We start from the raw sequence: 25,158 nt of genomic DNA on the forward strand, positions 1-25,158 counted from the left end.
TGCCTTGCCGTGCCATATGATGGCACGATAGCGACACCGTATTCTTCTAATAAATCCCTTAGGAAAGACAGTCTGTTGAGGATAATTATGAAAAAACTGGTGTTATCACTTTCTCTGGTGCTCGCTATCTCCAGCGTTTCAGGCGCATTCGCAGCAATCCCGCAAAAACTCCGCATCGGCACTGACCCAACTTATGCTCCTTTCGAATCGAAAAATTCGCAGGGTGAATTGGTTGGTTTTGATATCGATCTGGCGAAAGAGCTGTGCACGCGTATCAAAACCCAGTGTGTCTTTATTGAAAACCCACTGGACGCGCTGATTCCTTCGCTAAAAGCGAAAAAAATCGACGCCATCATGTCATCACTCTCAATTACTGAAAAACGCCAACAGGAAATTTCGTTCACCGACAAACTGTATGCTGCGGATTCTCGTCTGGTCGTGGCGAAAGACTCCGACATCGTTCCCGATATCGCGAAGCTGAAAGGCAAACGCATTGGCGTATTGCAGGGCACCACGCAGGAAACATACGGTAACGTTCACTGGGCACCGCAGGGTATTGAAATCGTCTCCTACCAGGGGCAGGACAATATCTATTCTGATCTGACCGCAGGCCGTATTGACGCTGCGTTTCAGGATGAAGTGGCCGCCAGCGAAGGTTTCCTGAAAACGGCGATGGGTAAAGACTACAAATTTGGCGGTCCGTCCATTAAAGACGAGAAGCTATTTGGCGTCGGCACCGGTATGGGTATTCGTAAAGACGATAACGAACTGCGTGAAGCGCTGAATAAAGCGTTCGCGGAAATGCGTGCAGACGGAACTTACGAAAAACTGGCGAAAAAGTATTTTGATTTTGATGTTTATGGTGGTTAATTCCACGCGTGTTTAACGTGCGACCCCTTCCGCCCGGAAGGGGAAGAGACGCGGCAGACACGAATACGACAGGACAGGCTGCATGCTGTATGGTTTTTCTCAAGTTATCTTTCATGGTGCCCTTGTCACGCTGGAACTGGCTATCAGTTCCGTGGTGCTGGCGGTACTGATTGGCCTGGCCGGTGCGGGCGCAAAGCTCTCTAAAAACCGTCCGTTAGCGCTGGTGTTTGAAGGCTACACAACATTGATTCGCGGCGTGCCCGATCTGGTGCTGATGCTGCTGATTTTTTACGGATTGCAAATAGCCCTCAACACGCTGACCGATGCGATGGGTATGGAGCAACTCGATATTGATCCGATGGTGGCGGGTATTATCACCCTGGGGTTTATTTATGGTGCCTATTTCACCGAAACCTTCCGCGGCGCTTATATGGCGGTGCCGAAAGGGCATATCGAGGCTGCCACCGCGTTTGGTTTCACCAACTCACAGACCTTCCGCCGTATTTTATTTCCGGCCATGATGCGCTTTGCCTTGCCGGGGATTGGCAACAACTGGCAGGTTATTCTCAAAGCGACGGCGTTAGTGTCGTTATTGGGGCTGGAAGATGTGGTGAAAGCCACGCAGCTCGCCGGGAAAAGTACCTGGGAGCCGTTCTACTTTGCCGTCGTGTGCGGCTTGATTTATCTGGTATTTACCACCGTTTCTAATGGCGTACTGCTTCTTCTCGAACGTCGCTACTCAGTAGGTGTGAAGAGGGCTGACCTGTGATCGAGATTATTCAGGAGTACTGGAAATCGCTGTTGTGGACCGATGGTTACCGCTTCACCGGGGTGGCTATTACCCTGTGGCTGTTGATTTCCTCGGTAGTGATGGGCGGAATAATGGCGGTGTTTATGGCCATTGGTCGCGTTTCCAGCAACAAATATATTCAATTTCCCATCTGGCTGTTCACCTACATTTTTCGCGGTACGCCGCTGTATGTGCAGTTGCTGGTGTTTTACTCAGGTATGTACACGCTGGAAATTGTGAAGGGAACGGAGCTGCTGAATGCGTTTTTCCGCAGTGGTCTTAATTGTACGGTGCTGGCGTTAACCCTGAATACCTGTGCTTACACTACGGAGATTTTCGCCGGCGCGATCCGTTCGGTACCGGCCGGGGAAATTGAAGCCGCCCGCGCCTATGGTTTCTCGTCGGTGAAAATGTATCGCTGTATTATTCTGCCCTCGGCGCTGCGCATTGCGCTGCCGGCCTACAGCAACGAAGTGATCTTGATGCTCCACTCGACCGCGCTGGCTTTTACCGCGACGGTGCCGGATCTGCTCAAAATCGCCCGTGATATTAACTCCGCGACTTACCAGCCGTTCACCGCGTTTGGTATTGCGGCAGTACTGTATTTGATCATTTCTTATGCGCTGATTAGCCTGTTCCGCAAGGCGGAAAAACGCTGGCTGCAGCATATAAAACCTTCTTCGACGCACTGAGAACATCATGTCTGACAATAAATTAAACGTTATCGATTTGCATAAACGCTACGGCGAACATGAGGTGCTGAAAGGGGTGTCGCTGCAGGCTAATGCCGGGGATGTGATCAGCATTATTGGCTCGTCAGGCTCCGGTAAAAGTACCTTTCTGCGCTGCATAAACTTCCTTGAGAAGCCAAGCGAAGGGACGATTATCGTCAATGGCGAAAACATCAATCTGGTACGCGATAAAGACGGTCAGTTACGCGTAGCCGATAAGCAGCAACTGCGTTTGTTGCGTACTCGCCTGACGATGGTATTTCAGCATTTCAACCTGTGGAGCCACATGACGGTGCTGGAAAACGTCATGGAAGCGCCAATTCAGGTGCTGGGTCTGAGCAAACAAGAGGCCCGCGAGCGTGCGGTGAAATACCTGGCGAAAGTGGGTATTGATGGTATTCAGCAGGCGAAATACCCGGTGCATCTCTCTGGCGGTCAGCAGCAGCGCGTCTCTATTGCACGTGCGCTGGCTATGGAACCGGAGGTGTTGCTGTTTGACGAACCCACTTCCGCGCTGGATCCGGAGCTGGTGGGTGAAGTGCTGCGTATCATGCAACAACTGGCGGAAGAGGGGAAAACCATGGTGGTGGTGACACATGAAATGGGCTTTGCCCGCCATGTCTCTACCCATGTGATTTTCCTGCATCAGGGCAAAATTGAAGAAGAGGGCGCGCCGGATGAGCTGTTCGGCAACCCGAAAAGCCCACGTCTGCAGCAGTTCCTCAAAGGTTCGCTCAAGTAATCTTCGGGCTACCGGCGCTCGCCGGTAGCCGCTTATTCCGCCAGCAGTTTCAGCGCGGTATCTTCGTCGGTCACCAGCCCATTGACCCAGCCACCGACCAGGGCTGCGCGAATGGCGGCAAGCTTACGTTCCCCTCCGGCAAACCCGACCACTTTTCGTTGCGTGTGGCTGGTGAGCGGCACACTGGTCAGCATCGCATCCAGCTCGGAATCCAGGCGTACGCCCTGATGGTTAAAGAAATGGCCAAGCATTTCACCCGCGACATGCTGCGTCTCCAGATCTTTGACCTGGGCGTCGGTAATAAACCCCTCGGTGTTGAGCGGACAACCTAATTTGACCTCGCCGATGCCAAGGAAGGTGACATCCGCATTAAGCGCTCTGGCGGCAACACGCTGATAAATCTGGTGCTGACACCAGCTGTTTTTATCTTCCGGGCTGTCGGCATAGAGCGGAGCCGGAATGAAAAAATACTTACCCTGCATTTTTTCCGCCATTTTCAGCGGTACATCGTAACGGGTGCCGGAGTCATCCCGGGCGATGGCGCCGATCATGGACACGCACTGATGCTGCGGCCGCTCCAGCGACGGCAGGGCGTCAATCACGGCGCGCAGCGTTTTACCGGAGCCGACGCCAAAGACCTGCGGTTTCTCTTCGCAGATAAATTGCGCCATCACTTGCGCCCCTTCCACGGCCAGCATCTGCTGAATGGCCTCGTCCTCCAGCCCGGCAGAGGGCACCACGCGGCACAGGTTGAGGGCATGTTTTTCTTGCAGGTCGTGCGCCAGTTTCAGACAGCGGGTCACCGGATGGCTGATATTGACGGTGACCATCCCGGTTTCGCGAGCGGCAGAAATGAGCCGTTGCGCCACCTGGCGCGACAGACCCAGCGCCGAGGCAATATCCTGCTGTGTTAATCCCGCCACGTAATACATCCATGCGGCACGGGCGGCGAGTTCCTGTTTTTTCTCTTCTTTGTTCATCACTCATTCCCCTGATTTCCTGCCGCCATTGTACGCGCAATGGTCGTATTCACAAAAATGGGCAAATGTCAGTTTAAAGGGCAAAAATTGTTTTCGTGAGTTTCATCGCAGAAAACCTTCGCCTCTCACTACTAACATACATACAACAAACGGGCATAAGCCCGTAAAACTGTCAAATGCTCAAATTGAGGTGATGATTATGTCCGAGAAAAAAGCGGTGTGGATGCATATTGGTGCCGGGTCGTTTCATCGTGCTCATCAGGCGTGGTATCTGCACAAACTGATGGAGCAGGGGGATGACCGCTGGAGTATTGCGCTGGGAAATATTCGCGATGACGCCAGTGTGCTGCTGGGCCATCTCGCCGCGCAAAACGGTGAATATGTGCTGGAAACCGTGTCGCCGGAGGGTGAGCGGCAGTACGAAACCATCACCTCAATTCGTAAAGTATTGCCCTGGGATAGCGAAATTAGCGCGCTGGTGAAGCAGGGGGCCGATGCTAAAACGCGCGTCATCGCCTTTACGGTTACGGAAAGCGGTTACTACCTGACACCTGAGCATGAGCTGGATCAGCAACAGGCTGATATTCAGGCCGACCTGAACGGCGGAATTCGCACCCTTTACGGCGCGCTGACCCGCATCCTTAAGCAGCGTATTGCACAGCATGGCGACCCTGTTACCTTGCTGAACTGCGATAACTTGCGGCATAACGGCGAGCGCTTCCGCCACGGTTTTCTCTCTTTCTTGCAGGCGAAGGGCGAAAGCGATCTGTATCAGTGGGTGGAAAAAAATACCACGTCACCCAATACCATGGTCGACCGCATTACCCCGCGCCCGACGCCGGATGTGGCCGAGCGCGTACTGGCGGCAACCGGCATTAAAGATGCGGTGCCGGTGATGGGGGAATCCTTTATTCAGTGGGTGATTGAAGATGATTTTATCAATGGCCGCCCGGCGCTCGAACAGGTGGGAGTGGAACTGGTGGAATCCGTATTGCCCTGGGAAGAGGCGAAAATCCGCATTCTTAACGCTACCCATAGCTGCATTGCGTGGGCGGGGACGCTGATTGGTCTGAGCTTTATTGATGAGAGCACCCGCCAGAGCGCTATTCGCCAGATGGCCTGGGAATATGTGTCGCGTGATGTCATTCCGTCGCTGACGCCAAGCCCGCTGGATCTGGCGACGTATCGCGATGTGGTGCTGGCGCGCTTTAGCAACCCGTATATCAAAGACACTAACCAGCGCGTCGCCGCCGATGGTCTATCCAAAATTCCGGGGATGGTTACCCCGACGCTTGTCGAATGCTACAAACGCGGCGAAACCCCGTCAGCGACCGCCGTGCTGCCTGCGCTGTTCTTCCTGTTCCTGAAACGCTGGGCTAACGGTTCACTGCCCTATACCTATCAGGATGGCGTGATGCAACCCGATGCCGTGCATGCCGTTTTCAATGCCCCCGATCCGCTGGCGGTGTGGGCGGCAGACGACGCGCTATTTGCCGGTCTGGCGAAATCCGCCGATTTCTTAACCCTGCTGCGTCGTACCGTCGCGGAGCTTGAGCTGTGGATAAAACAACCTGAATTGCAACTGGCGGCAGTGTAAGGGGGCGCTATGTATCTGGGCATTGATATTGGTACCTCAGAATTAAAAGCGCTGTTGATTGACGGCGACGGTGAGATTGTCGCCTCGGCGCATGCGGCGCTGACCGTGCAACGTCCGCATCCGCACTGGGCGGAGCAGGACCCACAAGCCTGGTGGCAGGCCTGTGGTCGCGTGGTTACCGAACTGCGTCAGCAGCATCCACAACAGTGGGCGGCCATTCGCGCCATCGGTCTGTCGGGTCAGATGCACGGTGCGGTACTGCTTGATAATGACGGTAACGTGTTGCGTCCCTGCATTCTGTGGAATGACACCCGCAGCGCCGACGAGTGCGCATGGCTGAGTGAGCATCACCCGGAAATGATGGCTATCAGCGGCAACATGATCATGCCGGGATTTACCGCACCGAAGCTGGTGTGGGTGGCCCGTCATGAGCCGGACGTGTTCAGCCAGGTGGCAAAAGTACTGCTACCAAAAGATTACCTGCGCTGGCGTTTAACCGGTGAGTTTGTCAGCGATCCCTCCGATGCGGCAGGCACCCTGTGGCTGGATGTGGCAAAACGCGACTGGTCAGATGAACTGCTTGCTATGACTGACCTCAATCGCAGCCAGATGCCATCACTGGTGGAAGGCAGCGAATCCAGCGGAACGCTGCGTGCCGCGCTGGCAACCGAGTGGGGCTTAAGCTCCTCAGTGGTGGTTGCCGGGGGCGGGGGGGATAACGCCACGTCTGCCGTGGGCGTCGGAGCGGTGGCGCCGGGCGACGCGTTTATCTCTCTCGGGACGTCCGGGGTGATTTTCGTGGTCAATGATGCGCTTCACGCTGACCCAAACTCGGGCGTGCACGCTTTCTGCCATGCGCTTCCCGGTCGCTGGCACCAGATGAGCGTGATGCTGAGTGCCGCCAGTTGTCTGCGCTGGATCTGTAATCTGCTTTCGGTCACCGAAAGCCAGTTAATGGACGAGATTGCCCAACTATCGGATGAGGAACTGAAACGCGCGCCGGTGTTCCTGCCTTATCTGTCGGGAGAACGCACGCCGCATAACGATCCGCTGGCAGCGGGAAGCTTCTTCAATCTGCGCCATGAAACCAGCCGTGCGCTGTTGGGGTATGCGGTGATTGAAGGGGTGACCTTTGGGCTGGCTGATGGGCTAAACGTGCTGGGTAACGCCTCGATTTCCCGGTGCAGCCTGACGGGCGGTGGCGCGAGGAGCCCGCTGTGGGCGCAACTGATTGCCGATGTGCTGAACATTCCGATGGTTACGCACCCGGCAAGTTCTTCCGGGGCGCTGGGGGCTGCGCGTCTGGCCTGGCTGGCGGATGGCGGCGACGAGGCGAAGGTCTGCCTCAAGCCCCCGGTTGTCGCCCGGTTTACGCCACAGCCTGAACGCGGCGAATGGCTGGTTAAGCGGCTGGCGCTGTTCCGTCTGCTCTATCAGCAGCAGCAGGCTGCCCGCACGCTACTGCCTTAAATTTCCTGCCCCGGCCTCTGTACCCTCGCCGGGGCCCATCTCCCGGCTTATAAAGGAAGATTGTTATGCAATCTAATGAATACTGGTTTGGCTTACCGAAAAAACTGCTCTGGGGATTTGTGGCTATCGCGATTTTTATGGCTGGCGATGGCTTTGAAATGGCTTTCTTATCAAAACACATAACCGATATGGGCTTCTCGCCCGCGCAGTCGGCTGTCGTCTTTACGATTTACGGCCTGGCGGCAGCGCTGGCGGCGTGGGCATCCGGCGTGGTGGCGGAGCTTATTACCCCACAGCGCGCCATGACCATTGGCTGTGTCCTGTGGGTCATTATGCATGCGCTGTTTATGTCGATGGGGCTGGGAATGCGTAACTACCCGCTGATGCTGCTGTTCTATGGCATTCGCGGTCTGGCCTATCCGATGTTTATCTACTCTTTCATGCTGATGCTGGTCCAGGTGCTGCCGCGCCCGAATCTGGCGGCGGCGACGGGCTGGTTCTGGGCCATGTACTCTATCGGGATCGGCGTGGTTGGTAGCTATCTGCCAAGCCTGACCATTCCGATGTTTGGCGAAACGGGAACGCTGTGGTTCGCCATCGTCTGGGTCGGCTGCGGTGGCCTGGTGGCCTTCTTTAGCTTGCGCAATGTGCCGGTGGATCGCTCGCGGGTGAATTTGCCGCTGCGTGACAAAATGACCGAGCTTTCCCGTGCAGGTACCATTCTGTTTACTAACCGCGACATTTTTTATGCCTGTCTGATCCGTATCATCAACACGCTGTCGCTGTTTGGTTTTGCGATTGTGATGCCACTGCTGTTTGTAGACCGACTGGGCTTTAGCATTTCTGAATGGCTGCAAATCTGGGCGGTGTTCTTCTTCGTCACCATCTTCACCAATATTTTCTGGGGGATAACCGGGGAATACATTGGCTGGATCCGCCAGGTGCGCTGGTTCGGTTGCCTGGGAATGGCCATCTCCAGCCTGACATTTTATTACCTGCCGGTCTATGCCGGGCATAACTTCGCGGTGGCGCTGATTCCGGCAATCATGCTGGGGATTTTTGTCGCGGCCTTCGTCCCGATGACAGCGGTCTTCCCGACACTGGAACCGCATCACAAAGGCGCGGCAGTCTCCATCTACAACCTCTCTGCCGGGATGAGCAACTTTGTCGCCCCGGCGATTGCCTCCGCATTACTGCCGTTTTTCGATATCGTGGGCGTGGTATGGGCTTACACCGGGCTGTATATCTTCGCCGGCGTGCTGACCTTTATCATCAAAGTGCCGCAGCCCAAACGTGTACGTCAGGGGCGTTCCCCGGAAGAGGTGGAACAGAGCGTGTAAGCAGGCATAAGGCGCAGTGTACCTGCGCCTTATCGCGTTTTTTCCAGCCGATAAGCCCAGTCGTCATAATCCACGCCGTTAATCGTATAGCCCTTTTCCAGCACCTGGGTACGCGTAAACCCGAGTTTTTCCAGTAGCCGCACCGAACCCTGATTTTCCGCCAGTACCCAGGCGTTCAGCGCCGTGACGCGGGTGTGCGTAAAGGCGTAATCCCGTATGGCTTTCAGTGCTTCACTGGCGAAACCGTTCCCTTGCGCGAAAGGGGCAATAGCGTAGCCGACGTCGGCTTCCTGCGGATATTGCGTGCTGATGCTCAGCCCAATGTCACCCAGTGGTTCGTCATTTTTGTCGCGAATCACCCGGGCGTGGCTCTCGTTCAGGCGAGTTATAAACAGGGTGCGGATATCCTCTTCACAGGCAATGGCGCCCATGAAGCGCATAATGTCCGGACTTTGGCGTAGGGCGAGGAAAAAGGGCCAGTCGGCCTCAGTAAACGCAGAGAGCGTCAGGCGCGCAGTGGTCAATATCATGAAGGGGTTCACCATTCCGGAAGCAAAGCGTTTTAGCTTAGCACCGGAATGGCGCGGGTAAACACCTTATAATGGTGGGGGCGTCACCACATCCTTGAGCGCTTCTTCTAAATCAAACCAGCGAAACGCAAATCCGGAGGCTTCAAGGCGCTTTGGCAGCGCGCGCTGGCCGCCAAGGACCAGCACCGAGGATTCACCCATCATCAGGCGCACGGTGGCGGCCGGGGCGTGCATAACCGCCGGGCGGTTCAACGCATGTCCGAGCGCGTGAGCGAACTGCTCGTTACGTGCCGGGTAGGGCGAGACCATATTGAACGGGCCGCGCAGGTCGTTATTGAGCAACCAGATGATGCCATTGGCCATATCGTCGATATGAATCCAGGACATGTACTGGTGCCCGGTGCCGACCGGGCCGCCAAGGCCGACGCGAAAGAGCGGCAACAGTTTGGCAATCGCCCCGCCTTTACGCGCAATGACGACGCCTGTACGCAGTAAACAGACGCGGGTGCGTTCACTTTCTGCGCCGCTGGCGATCTGCTCCCAGCGGGCGCACAGTTCGTGAGTAAATTCGTTATGCGGCGTCTCGTCTTCCGTGATGACTGCATCCCCGGTATCGCCGTAATAGCCCACGGCGGAGCCAGAGATAAACACTTCCGGCGGATTCGCGCTGGCTAAGATGAGGTCGACCAGCCTCTGGGTTATTTTCCAACGACTTTCACACAGGCGCTGTTTTTGCTCATCGGTCCAGCGCTTTTCGGCAATCGGCTCGCCTGCCAGATTGATGACGGCGCCGAAATCATTGAGATCAGTGAGATCGTCCAGACCCGGTAGCAGCGCAACCGTATCGCCAAGCGTCTGCTGCGCTTTGGCGGGATCGCGTGTTACCACGGTGATGGAATGGTCCAGCTCTTGTAAACGAGGAATCAGAAAACGACCAATCAGGCCTGTACCACCGGTAATCAGAATCTTCATGCAACCTCCAGGGCTACGCTTGACGACGCCAACTCATGGTCATGGACACAGAGTCGGCGTAACGCAATGCGTGAAGTTTATCGATCTCAACCTCAGCATAAGTGACCCAGTGATGTTCGCGTGCGATATTCAGCACATCCTGAGTTAATTTTTCCAGTAACGAGAAGCGGTTACTCTCGACATGGTGAATTATGCTTTTAGTTATCGTGCGGTAGTTTAGCGCGTCATTGATATCTTCGCTGGCGCGGGCCTTATCGGCCGGATAATGAATAGTGACATTGATAATAATATCCTGACGGTTGGCGACCTCTTCTTCTTTGATACCGATAAATGTGCGCAGGCGCAGATTTTTAATCCGAATAATGGCGTCTGGTTGTGACATTGCAGGCTTCCCTCAGTAATAACAATCTCATCATACACAAGGAAAATATTGCTGCCATTGAGATTTGCTGTGCGTTTGCCTGCGCGCGTATGCTCCCGCATTGGGCGCGAATGTGCTCACACCCGTTATTTACCGTCGGATAATTATCCAGCGTGATTCCTTGCCCGTTTGGCGTCGACGCGTGAAAGAGATCAATCATTTGTTTCCTGTATTGCAATAGCGGTTTTATTGGATATAAGCGTTACTTATCGCACGTGAGTTTTCATCAAGTGACAGTCTTAACAAGACGTTATATTTTGATGAGAAACCTAATCGTTGAGAGGATGTTATGAGCGAGTCGACAATCACGTTGTGGTCAGATGCGGATTTTTTCTCCCCTTATGTCATGTCTGCTTATGTAGCGCTCCAGGAAAAGGGGCTGCCCTTTAGCCTGAAAACGATTGATCTGCAACACGGTGAACAGCAGAAGACGGGATGGACTGGCTATCACCTTACTCGCCGCGTACCGGTGCTGGAAATTGACGGTTTTGAGCTCAGCGAATCCTCGGCAATCGACGAGTATCTGGAAGAGCGCTTTGCGCCGCCGGAATACGAACGTATCTATCCTCACGATTTACAAAAACGCGCGCGTGCCCGTCAGGTACAGGCGTGGATCCGCAGCGATCTCATGCCGATTCGCGAAGAGCGCAGCACCGACGTGATTTTCGCCGGGGCGAAGAAAGCGCCGCTCAGCGCCGCAGGCCAGCAGAGCGCCGCCAAACTGTTTGCCCTTGCCGGGGAGCTGCTGGCGCACGGTAAACAGAATCTTTTTGGCGAGTGGTGTATCGCCGATGCCGACCTGGCCCTGATGATTAATCGCCTGGTGATGAATGGTGATGAGGTGCCGGAGCGTCTGGTGGATTACGCCACCTTCCAGTGGCAGCGTTCCTCGATACAACGCTATGTCGCACTGTCGGCGAAGCGTGCGGGCTGAGACCTGGCCGCGCTTGCGGTATGATACGGCATTCTCTTTAATCTGAGGTGTAGTGATGAAACTGATGTTCGCATCCGACATTCACGGCTCGCTGCCCGCCACCGAACGCGTACTGGCGCTGTTTGCTGAAAGCGGGGCACAGTGGTTAGTGATTTTGGGCGATGTACTCAATCACGGGCCAAGAAATGCCCTGCCGCAAGGCTATGCGCCCGCGCAGGTGGCGGAGCGGCTGAATGAAAAGGCATCGCGCATTATTGCAGTACGCGGTAACTGCGACAGCGAAGTCGATCAGATGCTGCTCAATTTCCCCATTACGGCCCCGTGGCAGCAGGTACTCTTACCCACGCAGCGGCTGTTTTTGACCCACGGTCACCTGTTCGGGCCGGATAATCTACCGCCGCTGGCGCAGGGCGATGTGCTGGTCTATGGTCATACACATCTGCCGGTGGCTCAGCGGCAGGGGGACATTGTTCACTTTAATCCGGGCTCGGTGAGTATTCCCAAAGGGGGATTCGACGCCAGTTACGGCATGCTGGAAGAGGGTGTTTTGCGCGTAATGGCACTGAATGATAAGCGGCTTATTGCACAGGTCGCGATTAATCCGTAAGTTACCCTTCAACTAAAACGCGCCATAAGAGCGCAATGACGAGACATTTCTGATGGTGGAACCGAATCATTTTACAGGCACGGAGTGGGTGGATATTGTCAGCGAGGACAACGAGGTCATCGCCCAGGCGAGTCGCGAGCAAATGCGCGCGCAATGTTTGCGTCACCGCGCGACCTATATCGTCGTCCATGATGGTATGGGTAAGATCCTGGTTCAGCGCCGTACGGAAACCAAAGATTTTATGCCGGGTATGCTGGATGCCACTGCAGGCGGCGTTGTGCAGGCTGACGAAGTGCTGCTGGATTCCGCTCGCCGTGAAGCCGAAGAAGAGCTTGGTATTGCCGGTGTCCCGTTTGCTGAACATGGCACATTCTATTTCGAGGACGAGCACTGCCGGGTTTGGGGCGGCTTGTTTAGCTGTGTTTCCCACGGCCCATTTGCCCTGCAGGAAGAGGAAGTGAGCGAGGTCTGGTGGATGACGCCGGAAGAGATCACCGCCCGCTGTGATGAATTCACGCAAGATTCGCTAAAAGCGCTGGCGCTGTGGATGAGCCGTAATGCCAGCAACTCTGTCGAAAAAGCCGAAGAAACAGAATAGGGTTATGGCGAAAAGCCTGGCCTGAAAAAGTGTTGAACTGAATAACTGAATGAGCCGCGCCGATGAATAATCAGCGTGGTTTTTTTACGCGCAAAAAATAGCAGGAAAATTTCAGGTGACGGGTTTTGGCTTTTGTACTATTTTGAAAGGTTACAAAAAATATAACGAAAAAGGAATTTTACATGCTCTCTGCCATTCAACTCACGCCAGATCAGACCTTTGAATTTCTCCTTAATGTTGCCATTACCCGCCCTGTATTTTTATGGGGGGCGCCGGGGATTGGTAAAAGCGCGCTGGTGCGACGTTTTGCTGATGAAGTCGGCATGGAGTGCGTCTCGCTACTGGGTAGCCAGCTTGCTCCAGAAGATCTGCTGGGTATTCCACAAATTGACGGGCAATGTTCGCGATTTTATCCCCCGGCAAATATCGTTCGTGATAAGCCCTTCGTTTTATTCCTGGATGAGCTGAATGCCTCTTCCCATGAAATTCAGAAAGCCTTTTATTCGTTAATTCTGGAACAGCGTATTGGCGAGTATCGGCTGCCGGAAGGCACCGTTGTCATTGGCGCCGGGAACCGAGCAAAGGATGCGGCCATCGTGAAACCGATGCCTTCGGCGTTAATCAACCGCATGGTGCATGTTCATCTGCGCGCCGACCATCGTCAGTGGCTGCACTGGGCTATCAATGAATCCTCTATTCACCCCTGGGTTGTGGAGTACATTCAGCTACGTCCGGATCAACTCTGGAATGAGCCACCGAAGCATGAAGAACCTTTTTCGACGCCACGCAGCTGGCACATGCTTTCTGATGCCCTTAAATCGTTTGGCGAGACTATCAGTGATGAGATGCTGGAAGCGCTGATTTATGGCCTTTTATCACCCGCGCATGCGGCGAGTTTTAAGGGGTTTATCAAACAGATTCGCCAAAAACATACCGTTTCCTCCATCCTTAAAGGCGATGCGAACTGGCCGGACGATCCTGCCGATCGCGACATTCTCTATTTCCTTGCGCAATCTTTCCGGACGCATCTTTATAAAGAGCTGCCAGAAACCGACAAGACATTGCGTAATGAACACAGGCAACTTGCCATAAGAGCGAAAGATTGCCTGAAAACGCTGGCGCGAATTAGCGTAGAAATTGCGCAATCTGTCATGAGTGAAGACGAACAGGGCAAAAAGCTTCCTGCCTGGTTTTTACTGGAGGTTGCACGCGATCTTCCGCGCCTGGCAGTAAGGAATTAAGGACAATGAAACGCAAAGCGGAGCGCAACCCTGCGCTGGATGCCTGTCAGGCCGGATTGCAGATTATCGCATTGCATCCATTATTCTCCCCCCTTTTCGCCCACATCTATGTGCGTTTTGACCATACTCACGCGCAGGTGAGTGCGAAAAACTGGCTGGCAATCAGCAATGACGGCTATTTGTGGCTCAATGCTAAGCGTCATGCCCGGCCAGAGCAATGGGCACGAATGGTTGCCCAGGCGCTGACGGCGCTGGGGTTTGGTTATATAACGCCCCGGACGCCTGCGACAACCTGGGAGCTGGCAGTACTGATAGCCGCGATGCATTTTTGCGAAGGGTTAAAAATCGGTCCGTTGCCTGAAGAGTTGCAGTCTTACCTTTTTCCGCAAGCGATCCACAGCGACGCTGAGCTTTTGTTTCGCCAGTTGCAGGAAGAGGGTATTCCGGAATCCCTTGCCCGCTGGCAGAGCATTTATTGCGGCGAGCAACGTCATTTTGTCTACGTTGAAAAATCATCGCGCTATCACGCCGTTAACTGGCAGGAACTGCTGGCGGATGGCCTGAGCAATAGCGTCAGCCAGGCACTCGAACAGGTGGGGGGATACCAGCCGCAGCAGGGGCAGAAATATAAGCTGACGTTAGCGCAGAAAGCCCGGCAACAGATAATGACCCTTTATCCTTTACTGGGTGCGCTGGCGGCAGGATTCGACATTGAAGAAGATGCGACGTTATGCAGCCAGTATGATATTGCCGTGGCGGCGATTGACGTCGGGATTGGCAAAATCTGGATCAACCCGACGGCCCGCTTAACCCAGGCGGAGATGCTATTTGTTTTTGCCCACGAGTTGTTACATGCCGGATTAAACCATGCCTCCCGTCGCCGCGGACGTGATGCGGAACTGTGGAACGTGGCCTGCGATTTTATCATCAACGACTGGCTTATTGAGATGCAGGTGGGCGCGCCACCGGAACTGGGATTGCTCTATGACGCTCAGTTCAGGGGAATGTCGGCAGAAGAAATTTATGATTCGCTCGCCATGGATATGCGCCGATCACGCAAGCTTATCACCCTGAGAGGCAGGGCGGGGGGCGATATCCTGGGCGAGGGCGGCGATCCGCGATTTATGAATGCCGAGGCCTACTGTCGTCGGGCCTTGTATCAGGGGATGGAGCGTTGTCTGTATGGGCAGAGCCGGGGGGCGTTGCCTGCGGGATTGATTGAAGAAATCCGCAGCCTGGCGCAACCGCCTGTCCCCTGGGATGTCGCACTGGCTGAGTGGTTCGATGAGCATTTCCCGCCGCCTGAGCGACGTCGTACCTGGGCGCGTCCGTCTCGCCGCCAGAGTGCGACACCGCATATTCCCCGGCCAGCCATTCAGCCCCCGACAGAAGAAGAAAGACATTCGCGCGTTTTTGGCGTCGTTCTGGATACGTCCGGATCGATGGATCCTCAATTGCTGGGCAAGGCGCTTGGCGCCATCGCCAGTTATTCACTGGCGCGCGAGGTGTTTGCCGTGCGCTTTATTTGTTGTGACGCAAAAGCTTACGATCGCGGGTGGGTCCAGCCGGAACAACTTCTTCACCATTTTACGCTGCAAGGGCGAGGCGGTACCGTTTTGCAGCCTGGTATTGAATTACTGGAGAGCCTGGCGTTGCGCGGAGATTTCCCGCGGGGCGGGCCGCTACTGATTATTACCGACGGGTTTTGCGAGAATGATGTTTCGGTGAAAATGGAGCATGCCTGGTTATTGCCACAGAATCGTCGACTGCCCTTTGTCCCCCGAGGAAAGGTGTTTTCACTCAGCTAAAAAAAAGCTCCTGCATGCAGGAGCTTTTTTCAGTTTACGGCACTTATTTCTGCTGAGCAGACTGAATCGCAGTCAATGCGATGGTGTAGACGATATCGTCAACCAGTGCGCCACGCGACAGGTCGTTAACCGGTTTGCGCATACCCTGCAGCATCGGCCCGATGGAGATCAGGTCAGCAGAACGCTGTACCGCTTTGTAGGTGGTGTTACCGGTGTTCAGATCCGGGAAGATGAACACGGTAGCGCGACCTGCAACCGGTGAGTTCGGTGCTTTGGATTTCGCAACGTCGGCCATAACGGCGGCGTCGTACTGCAGCGGACCGTCGATAACCAGATCCGGGCGTTTTTCCTGCGCCAGACGGGTTGCTTCGCGGACTTTCTCAACATCGCTACCCGCGCCGGAGTTACCGGTAGAGTAGGAGAGCATCGCCACGCGCGGTTCGATGCCAAAGGCAGCAGCGGAATCAGCAGACTGAATCGCGATTTCTGCCAGTTGCTCAGCGGTCGGATCCGGGTTGATTGCGCAGTCACCGTAAACGTAAACCTGTTCCGGCAACAGCATAAAGAACACAGAAGAGACCAGTGAGCTACCCGGTGCTGTTTTGATCAACTGCAGCGGCGGACGAATGGTGTTCGCGGTAGTGTGAACCGCGCCGGAAACCAGACCATCAACTTCGTCCTGTTCCAGCATCAGGGTACCCAGAACAACGTTGTCTTCCAGTTGTTCGCGGGCAACCGCTTCGGTCATACCCTTGCTCTTACGCAGTTCGACCAGGCGGGCAACGTAGCTTTCACGTACCACTTCCGGATCAACAATTTCGATACCGGTGCCCAGCTCAACGCCCTGAGCCGCAGCAACGCGGTTGATCTCTTCCGGGTTACCCAGAAGAACACAGGTGGCGATACCACGTTCAGCACAGATAGCGGCCGCTTTAACGGTACGCGGTTCGTCGCCTTCTGGCAGCACAACGCGTTTACCGGCTTTACGAGCCAGCTCAGTCAGCTGGTAACGGAAGGCTGGCGGAGACAGACGACGGCTACGTTCAGAGGTAGCGGTCAGAGACTCGATCCAGTCGGCATTGATGTAGCTGGCAACGTATTCCTGCACTTTCTCAATACGCTGATGGTCATCAACCGGTACTTCCAGGTTAAAGCTCTGCAGGCTCAGAGAGGTCTGCCAGGTGTTGGTGTCAACCATGAATACCGGCAGGCCGGTTTCAAATGCGCGTTCGCACAGCTTAGCAACACGCGGATCCATTTCGTAGGCACCGGTCAGCAGGATCGCACCGATTTCAACACCGTTCATTGCGGCCAGGCATGCTGCTACCAGCACGTCTGGACGGTCTGCGGATGTCACCAGCAGAGAGCCAGCGCGGAAGTGTTCCAGCATGTGCGGAATGCTACGCGCACAGAAGGTCACGGATTTCACGCGACGGGTGCTGATTTCGCCTTCGTTGACGATGGTTGCGTTCAGGTGACGCGCCATGTCGATTGCACGGGTCGCAATCAGGTCGAAGCTCCACGGTACTGCGCCGAGTACCGGCAGCGGGCTGGAAGCCGCCAGGCTTACCGGATCAACTTTAATGACTTTCGCTTTAGACGAGTCATCAAAGATTTCAGACAGGTCCGGGCGAGTACGACCCTGATCGTCAACCGGCGCATTCAGTTTGTTAACGATAACGCCGGTGATGTTGGTATTTTTCGCGCCGCCAAAGCTGCTGCGGGTCAGTTCGATACGCTCTTTCAGCTGTTCCTGAGTATCGGTGCCCTGAGACATCACGAACACGATTTCCGCATTCAGGGTTTTTGCGATTTCAAAGTTCAGCGACTGAGCAAATTGATGTTTGCGAGTCGGGACCAGACCTTCAACCAGCACAACCTCAGCGTCTTTGCTGTTCTCGTGGTAGCGCGCGACGATTTCTTCCATCAGCACGTCTTTCTGGTTGCTGGAGAGCAGGGACTCAACGTAGCTCATCTTCAACGGTTCTGCCGCTGGCAGGCCGGAGTTGGTGCGTACGATGGTGGTGGTCTGGTCTGGCGCATCGCCGCCAGCGCGTGGCTGGGCGATAGGTTTAAAGACGCTCAGACGAACGCCTTTGCGTTCCATAGCACGGATCACGCCCAGGCTGACGCTGGTCAGACCGACGCTGGTTCCGGTAGGGATCAGCATGATAATACGGGACACGGTTTATCCTCTTTGTTTGGCGAGTGACAAAACAGCACCGCCAGCTAAGCTGGCGGTGTGATATCAGGCAGTCAGACGGCTCGCGTCTTGCGCGATGACCAGTTCTTCGTTGGTTGGGATAACCACCGCAGGACGGGTACCTTCTTTGTTGATGAAACCTGATTTGCCGAAACGCGCGGCCAGGTTACGTTCGTGATCAACCTCGAAGCCCAGAACGCCCAGTTTGCCCAGGGACAGTTCGCGCACCATTGCTGCGTTCTCACCGATACCGCCGGTGAACACAACCGCATCCAGACGACCATCCATCAGCGCAGTGTAAGAGCCGATGTATTTCGCCAGACGGTGGCAGTAAACGTCCATTGCACGTTTTGCGTCTTCTTTATCTTTGTAGTTATCTTCTACATAACGGCAGTCGCTGGTGACTTCGGTCAGGCCCAGCAGGCCAGACTCTTTGGTCAGCATTTTGTTGATAGCTTCAACGCTCATGCCCAGGGTGTCATGCAGGTGGAAAATGATAGCCGGGTCGATATCACCAGAACGGGTACCCATGACCAGACCTTCCAGCGGGGTAAGACCCATGGAAGTATCAACGCATTTACCGTTGCGGATGGCGGATACAGAACCACCGTTGCCCAGGTGGCAGGTGATGATGTTCAGTTCTTCAACCGGTTTGTTCAGAACTTTAGCGGCTTCCTGCGTCACATAGTAGTGGCTGGTACCGTGAGCGCCATAACGACGAACGCCGTGCTCTTTGTATAATTTGTACGGCAGAGCATAGAGGTAAGACTCTTCCGGCATGGTGGTGTGGAATGCGGTGTCGAAAACGGCAACGTTTTTCTCTTTCAGGCTCGGGAAAGATTTCAGTGCTTCCGCGATGCCGATCAGGTGAGCCGGGTTGTGCAGTGGTGCGAATGAGGCTGCATCTTTAATGCCCTGAATAACGGACTCATCGATAACCACGGAGCTGGTGTATTTTTCGCCACCGTGCACGATACGGTGACCGATTGCTGTCAGTTGTGCGGACAGTTCTGGTTTTTGTGCCAGAATAGTGTTAACGATAAAGTTCAGCGCTTCACTGTGAGCGGCACCTGCACCTAAAGCCGCTTCTTGTTTACCGCCGTCAATTTTCCATTTGATACGCGCTTCAGGAAGATGGAAACATTCGGCTAAACCAGAAAGGTACTCTTCACCGTTGGCTGCATCGATGATCGCGAATTTCAGTGAGGAGCTACCGCAGTTCAGAACCAGTACTAACTTACTCGACATGGAAGTACCTATTTATGATACGTGGCTAAAAAAACGTCAGTGAGTCTCACAGAATAACGGATGATGACGCTGACATTTATGATTAACATCATGCCTGATTAATTTTCTGGCATGATGGAAAGAATACTTAAGATTTTATGCCATTTTGCGCAAATTTCAGACAGTGGCATAATGGACTTCAAAGTTGACGAGCGACCACACTTCGTCTACGGCCTGTTAAGGCAGGCACAGGATACCTGATACCGTGCGCATTTGACAAAAAATTTTAACGTTGTCATGCACAGTTGTTGTTTTGCACAATTATTTTAATTTTTATATGTGAAGTTGAGGTAACGCCATGTCCACTTCAGAAAATCGCCCCGTAAGTTTTTTTGGATTGTTTCGTCGCGGGCAGCACTATGCGAAGACCTGGCCCATGGAAAAAAGCCTCGCCCCGCTATTTATAGAAAATCGGACTATACGCGCCACCCGTTATGCCATTCGCTTTATGCCGCCCGTTGCTGTGTTTACGCTGTGCTGGCAAATCGCCCTTGGCGGCCAGTTAGGTCCGGCTGTCGCTACGGCCCTGTTTGCCCTTAGCCTGCCAATGCAAGGGCTGTGGTGGCTTGGTAAGCGTTCCGTCACGCCTTTGCCCCCAACGATTCTTCATTGGTTTTATGAAGTACGCGGTAAATTGCAGGAAGCGGGTCAGGCACTGGCGCCTGTCGAAGGCAAACCCGACTATCAGGCATTAGCTGACACGCTTAAGCGCGCCTTCAAACAACTCGATAAAACTTTCCTTGATGACTTGTGATTGATCATCGAAACGGTCTGTAAAAAAAGGCACAGTAACCATTAATAGTTACCGTGTCTTTTTTTTAATTTTCAACGCGCACAGGAGTCGTAAGATGGAAATGACCAATGCCCAACGACTGATTTTGTCTAATCAGTATAAAATGATGACCATGATGGATCCTGCTAATGCTGAGCGCTATCGTCGCCTGCAGACCATTATCGAGCGTGGCTATGGTCTGCAAATGCGTGAGCTGGATCGTGAGTTCGGCGAACTTACTGAAGAAACCTGCCGCACCGTTATCGACATTATGGAGATGTATCATGCGTTGCACGTCTCCTGGGCCAATCTGAAAGACGCGCAATCTATTGATGAACGCCGCGTCACCTTCTTAGGTTTTGATGCCGCTACCGAAGCGCGTTATCTCGGTTATGTACGCTTTATGGTCAATATTGAAGGGCGATATACCCATTTCGACGCCGGTACACACGGTTTTAATGCACAGACGCCCATGTGGGAAAAATACCAGCGCATGCTGAATGTATGGCACTCCTGCCCGCGCCAGTACCATCTGAGCGCTAATGAAATTAACCAAATTATCAATGCCTGAGGAGGCTCGCGTGCAGTGCAAAGGATTTCTGTTTGACCTGGATGGCACCCTGGTAAATTCGTTGCCCGTTGTAGAGCGGTCATGGTGTCGTTGGGCTGACCGCTTCGGCATCGATCATGACGACGTGTTGAATTTTATCCATGGCAAACAGGCCATAACTTCGTTACGTCACTTTATGGCCGGTCGCTCCGAAGAGGACATTGCAGCGGAGTTCACCTGGCTTGAGGATATTGAAGCGACGGATACCGAAGGTATTGTAGCCTTGCCCGGCGCGCTTGAGTTATTGAACCATCTCAATGAGTCCCATATCCCGTGGGGGATTGTGACGTCGGGATCCATCCCTGTTGCTCATGCTCGCCACCGCGCCGCGGGTTTGCCGATGCCGGACGTGTTTGTCACGGCAGAGCAGGTTACCCGTGGCAAACCTGAGCCGGATCCGTATCTCCTTGGGGCAAGACTGCTTGGTTTGCCGCCGCAAGAGTGTGTGGTGGTGGAAGATGCAGGTGCCGGCGTGCTTTCTGGCCTGGCGGCTGATTGCCATGTTATCGCGGTGAATGTACCTGCCGATTCGCCTCGCTTGGATGAGGCGGACTTCGTGCTTACTCGCCTGGATGAAGTGGCCGTGGCAAAGCAGCCTGATGGTTGTGTCATTGTCAGACGAAAAGCCTGAGTCATGATGTAGCCCCGCACAGTCGGGGCTTTTTTATGGCAAGATGAATCACCCCATTTTAAACAAGGACATGTTGTGAACGGTGAGCTTATCTGGGTGTTATGCCTGTTGATGATAGCTGTCGTCCTCTTTGCGACGGGTAAAGTGCGCATGGATGCGGTGGCGTTACTGATCATTGTGGCGTTTATTCTGAGCGGGACGTTGACGATGACCGAGGCGTTGTCGGGTTTTAGCGATCCCAACGTTATTTTGATCGCAGCGCTTTTCATCATTGGTGACGGACTGGTGCGTACCGGGGTGGCGACCAGCATGGGGTCATGGCTGGTAAAAATGGCCGGCAGCAGCGAAATCAAAATGCTGGTTCTGCTGATGCTCACCGTTGCAGGATTGGGCGCTTTTATGAGTTCCACTGGCGTGGTGGCTATCTTCATTCCGGTGGTGCTCAGCGTCTGTATGCGTATGCAAATTTCTCCCTCCCGTTTAATGATGCCGCTCAGTTTTGCCGGGCTTATCAGCGGAATGATGACGCTGGTGGCGACGCCGCCAAACCTGGTGGTCAACAGTGAACTACTGCGTGAGGGGTTGACCGGATTTAGTTTTTTTAGCGTTACGCCGCTGGGGCTGGTGATTTTGCTGATGGGCATTGTCTATATGCTGCTGATGCGCTTTATGCTTAAAAGCGAAAAAGAAGAGAGTCAGCGTGATGGCTGGAAACGGCGCTCTTTCCGCGATTTGATTAAAGAATACCGCCTTACAGGGCGGGCCAGGCGGCTGGCCATTCGCCCTGGATCGCCTTTAATCGGTCAGCGACTGGATGATCTGAAACTGCGTGAACGCTATGGCGCAAATGTTATCGGCGTTGAACGCTGGCGGCGCTTTCGGCGCGTGATTGTCAATGTTAATGGGGTATCAGAATTTCGCGCCCGCGATGTTTTACTCATTGATATGTCCGCCGCAGATGTCGATTTACGCCAATTCTGCGCCGAACAACTGCTCGAACCGATGATTTTGCGCGGTGAATACTTTTCCGACCAGGCGCTGGATGTGGGGATGGCGGAGGTTTCGCCGATACCCGAGACCGAACTGTTAGGCAAAACCGTACGTGAAATTGGTTTTCGTACTCGTTACGGATTAAACGTGGTTGGGCTGAAACGTGACGGCGAGGCGATGTCTGGCGTCGTTGTTGATGAACCCCTGCAACTCGGGGATATTTTATTAGTGGTCGGTAACTGGAAGTTAATTAGCCAGTTGGGCCAGAAAGGACGAGAGTTTCTGGTGCTCAATATGCCCGTGGAAGAGAGTGCTGTCTCTCCTGCGCATAGCCAGGCACCTCATGCCATATTCTGCCTGGTGCTGATGGTTGCACTGATGTTGACAGATGAAATTCCCAACCCGGTGGCGGCGATCATGGCCTGCCTGTTGATGGGGAAATTCCGTTGTATTGATGCTGAGAGCGCCTATAAGGCCATTCACTGGCCAAGCCTTATTCTGATCATCGGGATGATGCCTTTCGCACTGGCGTTACAAAAAACGGGTGGGGTGGATCTGGTCGTTAAAGCCTTACTCGATTTCGGCGGCAGCTATGGGCCATATATGATGCTGGTGTGCCTGTTTGTCTTGTGCGCCACGATCGGGCTATTTATCTCTAACACCGCGACGGCGGTCTTAATGGCGCCTATCGCACTGGCGACGGCAAAATCGATGGGGGTCTCACCTTATCCCTTCGCGATGGTTGTCGCGATGGCCGCCTCGGCAGCATTTATGACGCCGGTATCATCACCGGTCAATACACTGGTTCTTGGTCCCGGCAATTATCAATTCAGCGACTTCGTTAAAATCGGCGTGCCTTTTACCCTTCTTGTCATGGGGGTATGTGTCGTGCTGATCCCTGTCCTGTTTCCGTTTTAACGTTTATCCCGGCGGCAATGCGATCGCCGGGATAAACGTTTTTGGACAGTGGGTAAGGTCTACAGTGGAAGACGCGTATTAAAGCGGAGAATCCTGGCTTATTTCGTCCAGCGATAAATGGAAACTGGGTACAAAAACTTGCATGAAGTAATCCATTTCAGGACTTCGACGGGCATCCAGGGTTTTCTCCAGCCGCGATTTTGCCAACATAAATTCATTATTTCCGGCAGACAATTCTTCAAGACACTTTAGATATGCGCAGAGTGCATCTGCTTGTTTAACGATCAATTTTTCATCAGCACTGTAATAATGTTCATCGATCAGCGCAGAGAATATATCGCGTAGTTCTTCAGGTACCATCTCAACCAGCTTCTGCTGGGCAATTTTTTCGATGGCTTTATATTCCTGGGCGATTTGCGAATTGAAGTATTTTACCGGGGTGGGTAAATCACCGGTCAATACTTCCGAGGCATCATGATACATCGCTAACAGCGCGATTCGCTCCGCATTAACCTGACCACCGAATTTGCGATTTTTAATCGCTGCCAGTGCATGTGCCACCATGGCGACCTGCAGACTATGTTCGGAGACGTTCTCAGTACGCACATTGCGCATCAGTGGCCAACGGTTGATTAATTTGAGACGGGAGAGGTGCGCGAAGAAATGGCTTTGACTCATAGTTAACCTTGTCTGTTACTGCGACGGTGAGTCATTGTGCGCAGAGAGTGGGGGAAGATGCAAATCCTCCCCCTGACACAATTACTGGTGGTAACCTGACAAGAAGCGACCAAAGCGGGTGATCGCCATTTCCAAATCATCCAGGCGCGGCAGCGTGACGATGCGCACATGATCCGGCCATGGCCAGTTGAAAGCAGTTCCTTGAACCAGAAGAACTTTTTCCTGTAACAGGAAATCAAGCACCATTTTCTGATCGTCATGAATATTGAAGCGCTTAGCGTCAATTTTCGGGAACATATAGAGTGCTCCCTTCGGCTTCATGCAAGACACACCAGGAATGTCGTTAATCAGTTCCCATGCGCGATTGCGTTGTTCGTAAAGGCGCCCGCCAGGCACGATAAACTCGCTGATACTCTGGTAGCCGCCAAGTGCGGTCTGAATCGCATGTTGTGCGGGGACGTTAGCGCAAAGACGCATTGAGGCCAGCATTTCCAGCCCTTCGATATAACCTTTGGCGTGTTTTTGCGGTCCGCTCAGCACCATCCAGCCTTGACGAAATCCCGCAACGCGGTAGGTCTTGGAAAGGCCGTTAAAGGTAATCGTAAACACGTCCGGTGCCATCGCAGCGATAGAGTGATGCTCGGCATCGTCATAAAGGATTTTGTCGTAGATCTCGTCGGCGAAAATAATGAGATTATGCTGACGCGCAATCTCAACAATCTCCATCAACAGCGCTTTTGAATAGACTGCACCGGTGGGGTTGTTCGGGTTAATGATGACGATACCACGCGTGCGCGGCGTTATTTTCGCACGAATATCATCGAGATCCGGGAACCAGTCAGAGGATTCATCACACAGATAGTGCACGGCTTTGCCGCTCGAAAGCGACACTGCCGCTGTCCATAAAGGATAGTCCGGCGCCGGAACCAGCATTTCGTCACCGCTGTTCAACAGGGCCTGCATTGATTGTACGATTAGCTCAGAAACGCCGTTACCGATATAGATATCTTCAACGGTAACATCACGCATGCCACGCGCCTGATAATGCTGCATGATGGCTTTACGCGCGGAGTACAGCCCTTTTGAGTCACAATAACCTTGCGCGGTTGGCAGATTTCGAATGACGTCGACCAGGATTTCATCTGGCGCTTCAAAGCCAAAAGGCGCCGGGTTGCCGATGTTTAGTTTAAGAACTTTGTTGCCTTCTTCTTCCAGGCGTTTCGCCTCTTTGAGAACCGGCCCGCGTATGTCATAACAGACGTTGTCTAATTTGCTGGATTTTTCGATGGAGGACATGAATCTTTGACCTTTTAGCTGTGAGTGCCACTTCCTGCCGTGGAAGTCAGCACCGAACAATGTACTCCCACGAGCGCAGGTTTTGAAGGGTGGACAGAACAAGATTTTGCCTTAACCACATCACAATTAACGTTTTTAAAAC

Annotated in this window: 24 protein-coding genes; 16 read left to right on the forward strand and 8 right to left on the reverse strand. The window is 53.7% G+C overall.

What is annotated here, in order from left to right:
- Positions 1–87 precede the first annotated feature (87 nt).
- The 4 genes from hisJ to hisP all read left to right on the forward strand — a co-directional run bounded on the left by hisJ (position 88) and on the right by hisP (position 3,133).
- Entirely contained in the window at positions 88–870 is a 783-nt protein-coding gene (gene hisJ, locus L2097_RS01400; protein WP_250351985.1) for a histidine ABC transporter substrate-binding protein HisJ, read from the forward strand.
- An 82-nt stretch (positions 871–952) separates the two neighbouring features.
- Complete coding sequence (locus L2097_RS01405; RefSeq protein ID WP_039079856.1) at positions 953–1,639, forward strand: histidine ABC transporter permease HisQ; 687 nt, start codon at positions 953–955, stop codon at positions 1,637–1,639.
- Positions 1,636–2,352, forward strand: coding sequence for an ABC transporter permease (locus L2097_RS01410; RefSeq protein WP_047369431.1), 717 nt, complete (start codon positions 1,636–1,638; stop codon positions 2,350–2,352). Before L2097_RS01405 ends, L2097_RS01410 begins: the two co-directional genes overlap by 4 nt.
- A gap of 7 nt (positions 2,353–2,359) precedes the next feature.
- Positions 2,360–3,133 (forward strand): histidine ABC transporter ATP-binding protein HisP, encoded by a 774-nt coding sequence (gene hisP / locus L2097_RS01415; protein ID WP_047369432.1) that lies wholly within the window; start codon positions 2,360–2,362, stop codon positions 3,131–3,133.
- 32 nt (positions 3,134–3,165) lie between these two features.
- On the opposite strand, the gene L2097_RS01420 is transcribed toward hisP, so the two are convergent.
- Positions 3,166–4,113, reverse strand: coding sequence for a sugar-binding transcriptional regulator (locus tag L2097_RS01420; protein ID WP_250353109.1), 948 nt, complete (start codon positions 4,111–4,113; stop codon positions 3,166–3,168).
- Positions 4,114–4,312: 199 nt separating this feature from the next.
- On the opposite strand from L2097_RS01420, the gene dalD reads away from it, so the two are divergent.
- From dalD to L2097_RS01435, 3 genes are all read left to right on the forward strand, one after another.
- Positions 4,313–5,710 (forward strand): D-arabinitol 4-dehydrogenase, encoded by a 1,398-nt coding sequence (gene dalD, locus L2097_RS01425; RefSeq protein ID WP_250351986.1) that lies wholly within the window; start codon positions 4,313–4,315, stop codon positions 5,708–5,710.
- A 9-nt stretch (positions 5,711–5,719) separates the two neighbouring features.
- The gene (gene xylB, locus L2097_RS01430) at positions 5,720–7,180 is read left to right on the forward strand and encodes a xylulokinase (RefSeq protein WP_250351987.1); all 1,461 of its coding nucleotides are present in this window, start codon (positions 5,720–5,722) and stop codon (positions 7,178–7,180) included.
- 65 nt (positions 7,181–7,245) lie between these two features.
- The gene (locus L2097_RS01435) at positions 7,246–8,520 is read left to right on the forward strand and encodes an MFS transporter (RefSeq protein WP_047369436.1); all 1,275 of its coding nucleotides are present in this window, start codon (positions 7,246–7,248) and stop codon (positions 8,518–8,520) included.
- A 29-nt stretch (positions 8,521–8,549) separates the two neighbouring features.
- Here L2097_RS01435 and L2097_RS01440 read toward each other — a convergent pair whose 3' ends face one another.
- From L2097_RS01440 to folX, 3 genes are all read right to left on the reverse strand, one after another.
- On the reverse strand, positions 8,550–9,050 hold the full coding sequence (locus L2097_RS01440) for a GNAT family N-acetyltransferase (protein ID WP_085005396.1): 501 nt from the start codon (positions 9,048–9,050) through the stop codon (positions 8,550–8,552).
- Positions 9,051–9,116: 66 nt separating this feature from the next.
- Positions 9,117–10,022, reverse strand: a complete 906-nt coding sequence (locus L2097_RS01445) for a TIGR01777 family oxidoreductase (protein WP_085005395.1) — start codon at positions 10,020–10,022, stop codon at positions 9,117–9,119.
- A gap of 13 nt (positions 10,023–10,035) precedes the next feature.
- A complete protein-coding gene (gene folX / locus L2097_RS01450; protein WP_047369439.1) occupies positions 10,036–10,404 on the reverse strand; it encodes a dihydroneopterin triphosphate 2'-epimerase in 369 nt (122 codons plus the stop codon).
- Positions 10,405–10,732: 328 nt separating this feature from the next.
- Between folX and yfcF the strand changes: the two genes are divergently transcribed.
- The 5 genes from yfcF to L2097_RS01475 all read left to right on the forward strand — a co-directional run bounded on the left by yfcF (position 10,733) and on the right by L2097_RS01475 (position 15,631).
- Complete coding sequence (gene yfcF / locus L2097_RS01455) at positions 10,733–11,377, forward strand: glutathione transferase (protein ID WP_047369440.1); 645 nt, start codon at positions 10,733–10,735, stop codon at positions 11,375–11,377.
- 55 nt (positions 11,378–11,432) lie between these two features.
- Complete coding sequence (gene yfcE, locus L2097_RS01460; protein ID WP_047369441.1) at positions 11,433–11,984, forward strand: phosphodiesterase; 552 nt, start codon at positions 11,433–11,435, stop codon at positions 11,982–11,984.
- A 52-nt stretch (positions 11,985–12,036) separates the two neighbouring features.
- A complete protein-coding gene (yfcD, locus tag L2097_RS01465; protein WP_039079867.1) occupies positions 12,037–12,582 on the forward strand; it encodes an NUDIX hydrolase YfcD in 546 nt (181 codons plus the stop codon).
- A 182-nt stretch (positions 12,583–12,764) separates the two neighbouring features.
- Entirely contained in the window at positions 12,765–13,823 is a 1,059-nt protein-coding gene (locus L2097_RS01470; protein ID WP_047369442.1) for an AAA family ATPase, read from the forward strand.
- Between the two features lie 5 nt (positions 13,824–13,828).
- Complete coding sequence (locus L2097_RS01475; protein WP_250351988.1) at positions 13,829–15,631, forward strand: vWA domain-containing protein; 1,803 nt, start codon at positions 13,829–13,831, stop codon at positions 15,629–15,631.
- A gap of 43 nt (positions 15,632–15,674) precedes the next feature.
- On the opposite strand, the gene pta is transcribed toward L2097_RS01475, so the two are convergent.
- Both pta and ackA read right to left on the reverse strand, forming a co-directional pair.
- The gene (gene pta / locus L2097_RS01480) at positions 15,675–17,816 is read right to left on the reverse strand and encodes a phosphate acetyltransferase (RefSeq protein WP_047369444.1); all 2,142 of its coding nucleotides are present in this window, start codon (positions 17,814–17,816) and stop codon (positions 15,675–15,677) included.
- A 63-nt stretch (positions 17,817–17,879) separates the two neighbouring features.
- Complete coding sequence (gene ackA / locus L2097_RS01485) at positions 17,880–19,082, reverse strand: acetate kinase (RefSeq protein ID WP_085005392.1); 1,203 nt, start codon at positions 19,080–19,082, stop codon at positions 17,880–17,882.
- A gap of 337 nt (positions 19,083–19,419) precedes the next feature.
- Here ackA and yfbV point away from each other — a divergent pair, with 337 nt between their 5' ends.
- From yfbV to L2097_RS01505, 4 genes are all read left to right on the forward strand, one after another.
- Positions 19,420–19,875, forward strand: coding sequence for a terminus macrodomain insulation protein YfbV (gene yfbV / locus L2097_RS01490; RefSeq protein ID WP_047369446.1), 456 nt, complete (start codon positions 19,420–19,422; stop codon positions 19,873–19,875).
- Between the two features lie 94 nt (positions 19,876–19,969).
- Positions 19,970–20,464, forward strand: coding sequence for a YfbU family protein (locus L2097_RS01495; protein WP_047369447.1), 495 nt, complete (start codon positions 19,970–19,972; stop codon positions 20,462–20,464).
- Complete coding sequence (locus tag L2097_RS01500; RefSeq protein ID WP_250353110.1) at positions 20,457–21,134, forward strand: sugar phosphatase; 678 nt, start codon at positions 20,457–20,459, stop codon at positions 21,132–21,134. Before L2097_RS01495 ends, L2097_RS01500 begins: the two co-directional genes overlap by 8 nt.
- A gap of 75 nt (positions 21,135–21,209) precedes the next feature.
- On the forward strand, positions 21,210–23,042 hold the full coding sequence (locus tag L2097_RS01505) for an SLC13 family permease (protein ID WP_250351989.1): 1,833 nt from the start codon (positions 21,210–21,212) through the stop codon (positions 23,040–23,042).
- Between the two features lie 78 nt (positions 23,043–23,120).
- Here L2097_RS01505 and yfbR read toward each other — a convergent pair whose 3' ends face one another.
- Both yfbR and alaA read right to left on the reverse strand, forming a co-directional pair.
- Entirely contained in the window at positions 23,121–23,720 is a 600-nt protein-coding gene (gene yfbR, locus L2097_RS01510) for a 5'-deoxynucleotidase (RefSeq protein WP_047369450.1), read from the reverse strand.
- Positions 23,721–23,801: 81 nt separating this feature from the next.
- The gene (gene alaA / locus L2097_RS01515; protein WP_142517754.1) at positions 23,802–25,016 is read right to left on the reverse strand and encodes an alanine transaminase AlaA; all 1,215 of its coding nucleotides are present in this window, start codon (positions 25,014–25,016) and stop codon (positions 23,802–23,804) included.
- Positions 25,017–25,158 lie beyond the last annotated feature (142 nt).

It is taken from the genome of Citrobacter sp. MNAZ 1397 (assembly GCF_023613995.1).
Taxonomy (GTDB): domain Bacteria; phylum Pseudomonadota; class Gammaproteobacteria; order Enterobacterales; family Enterobacteriaceae; genus Phytobacter; species Phytobacter ursingii.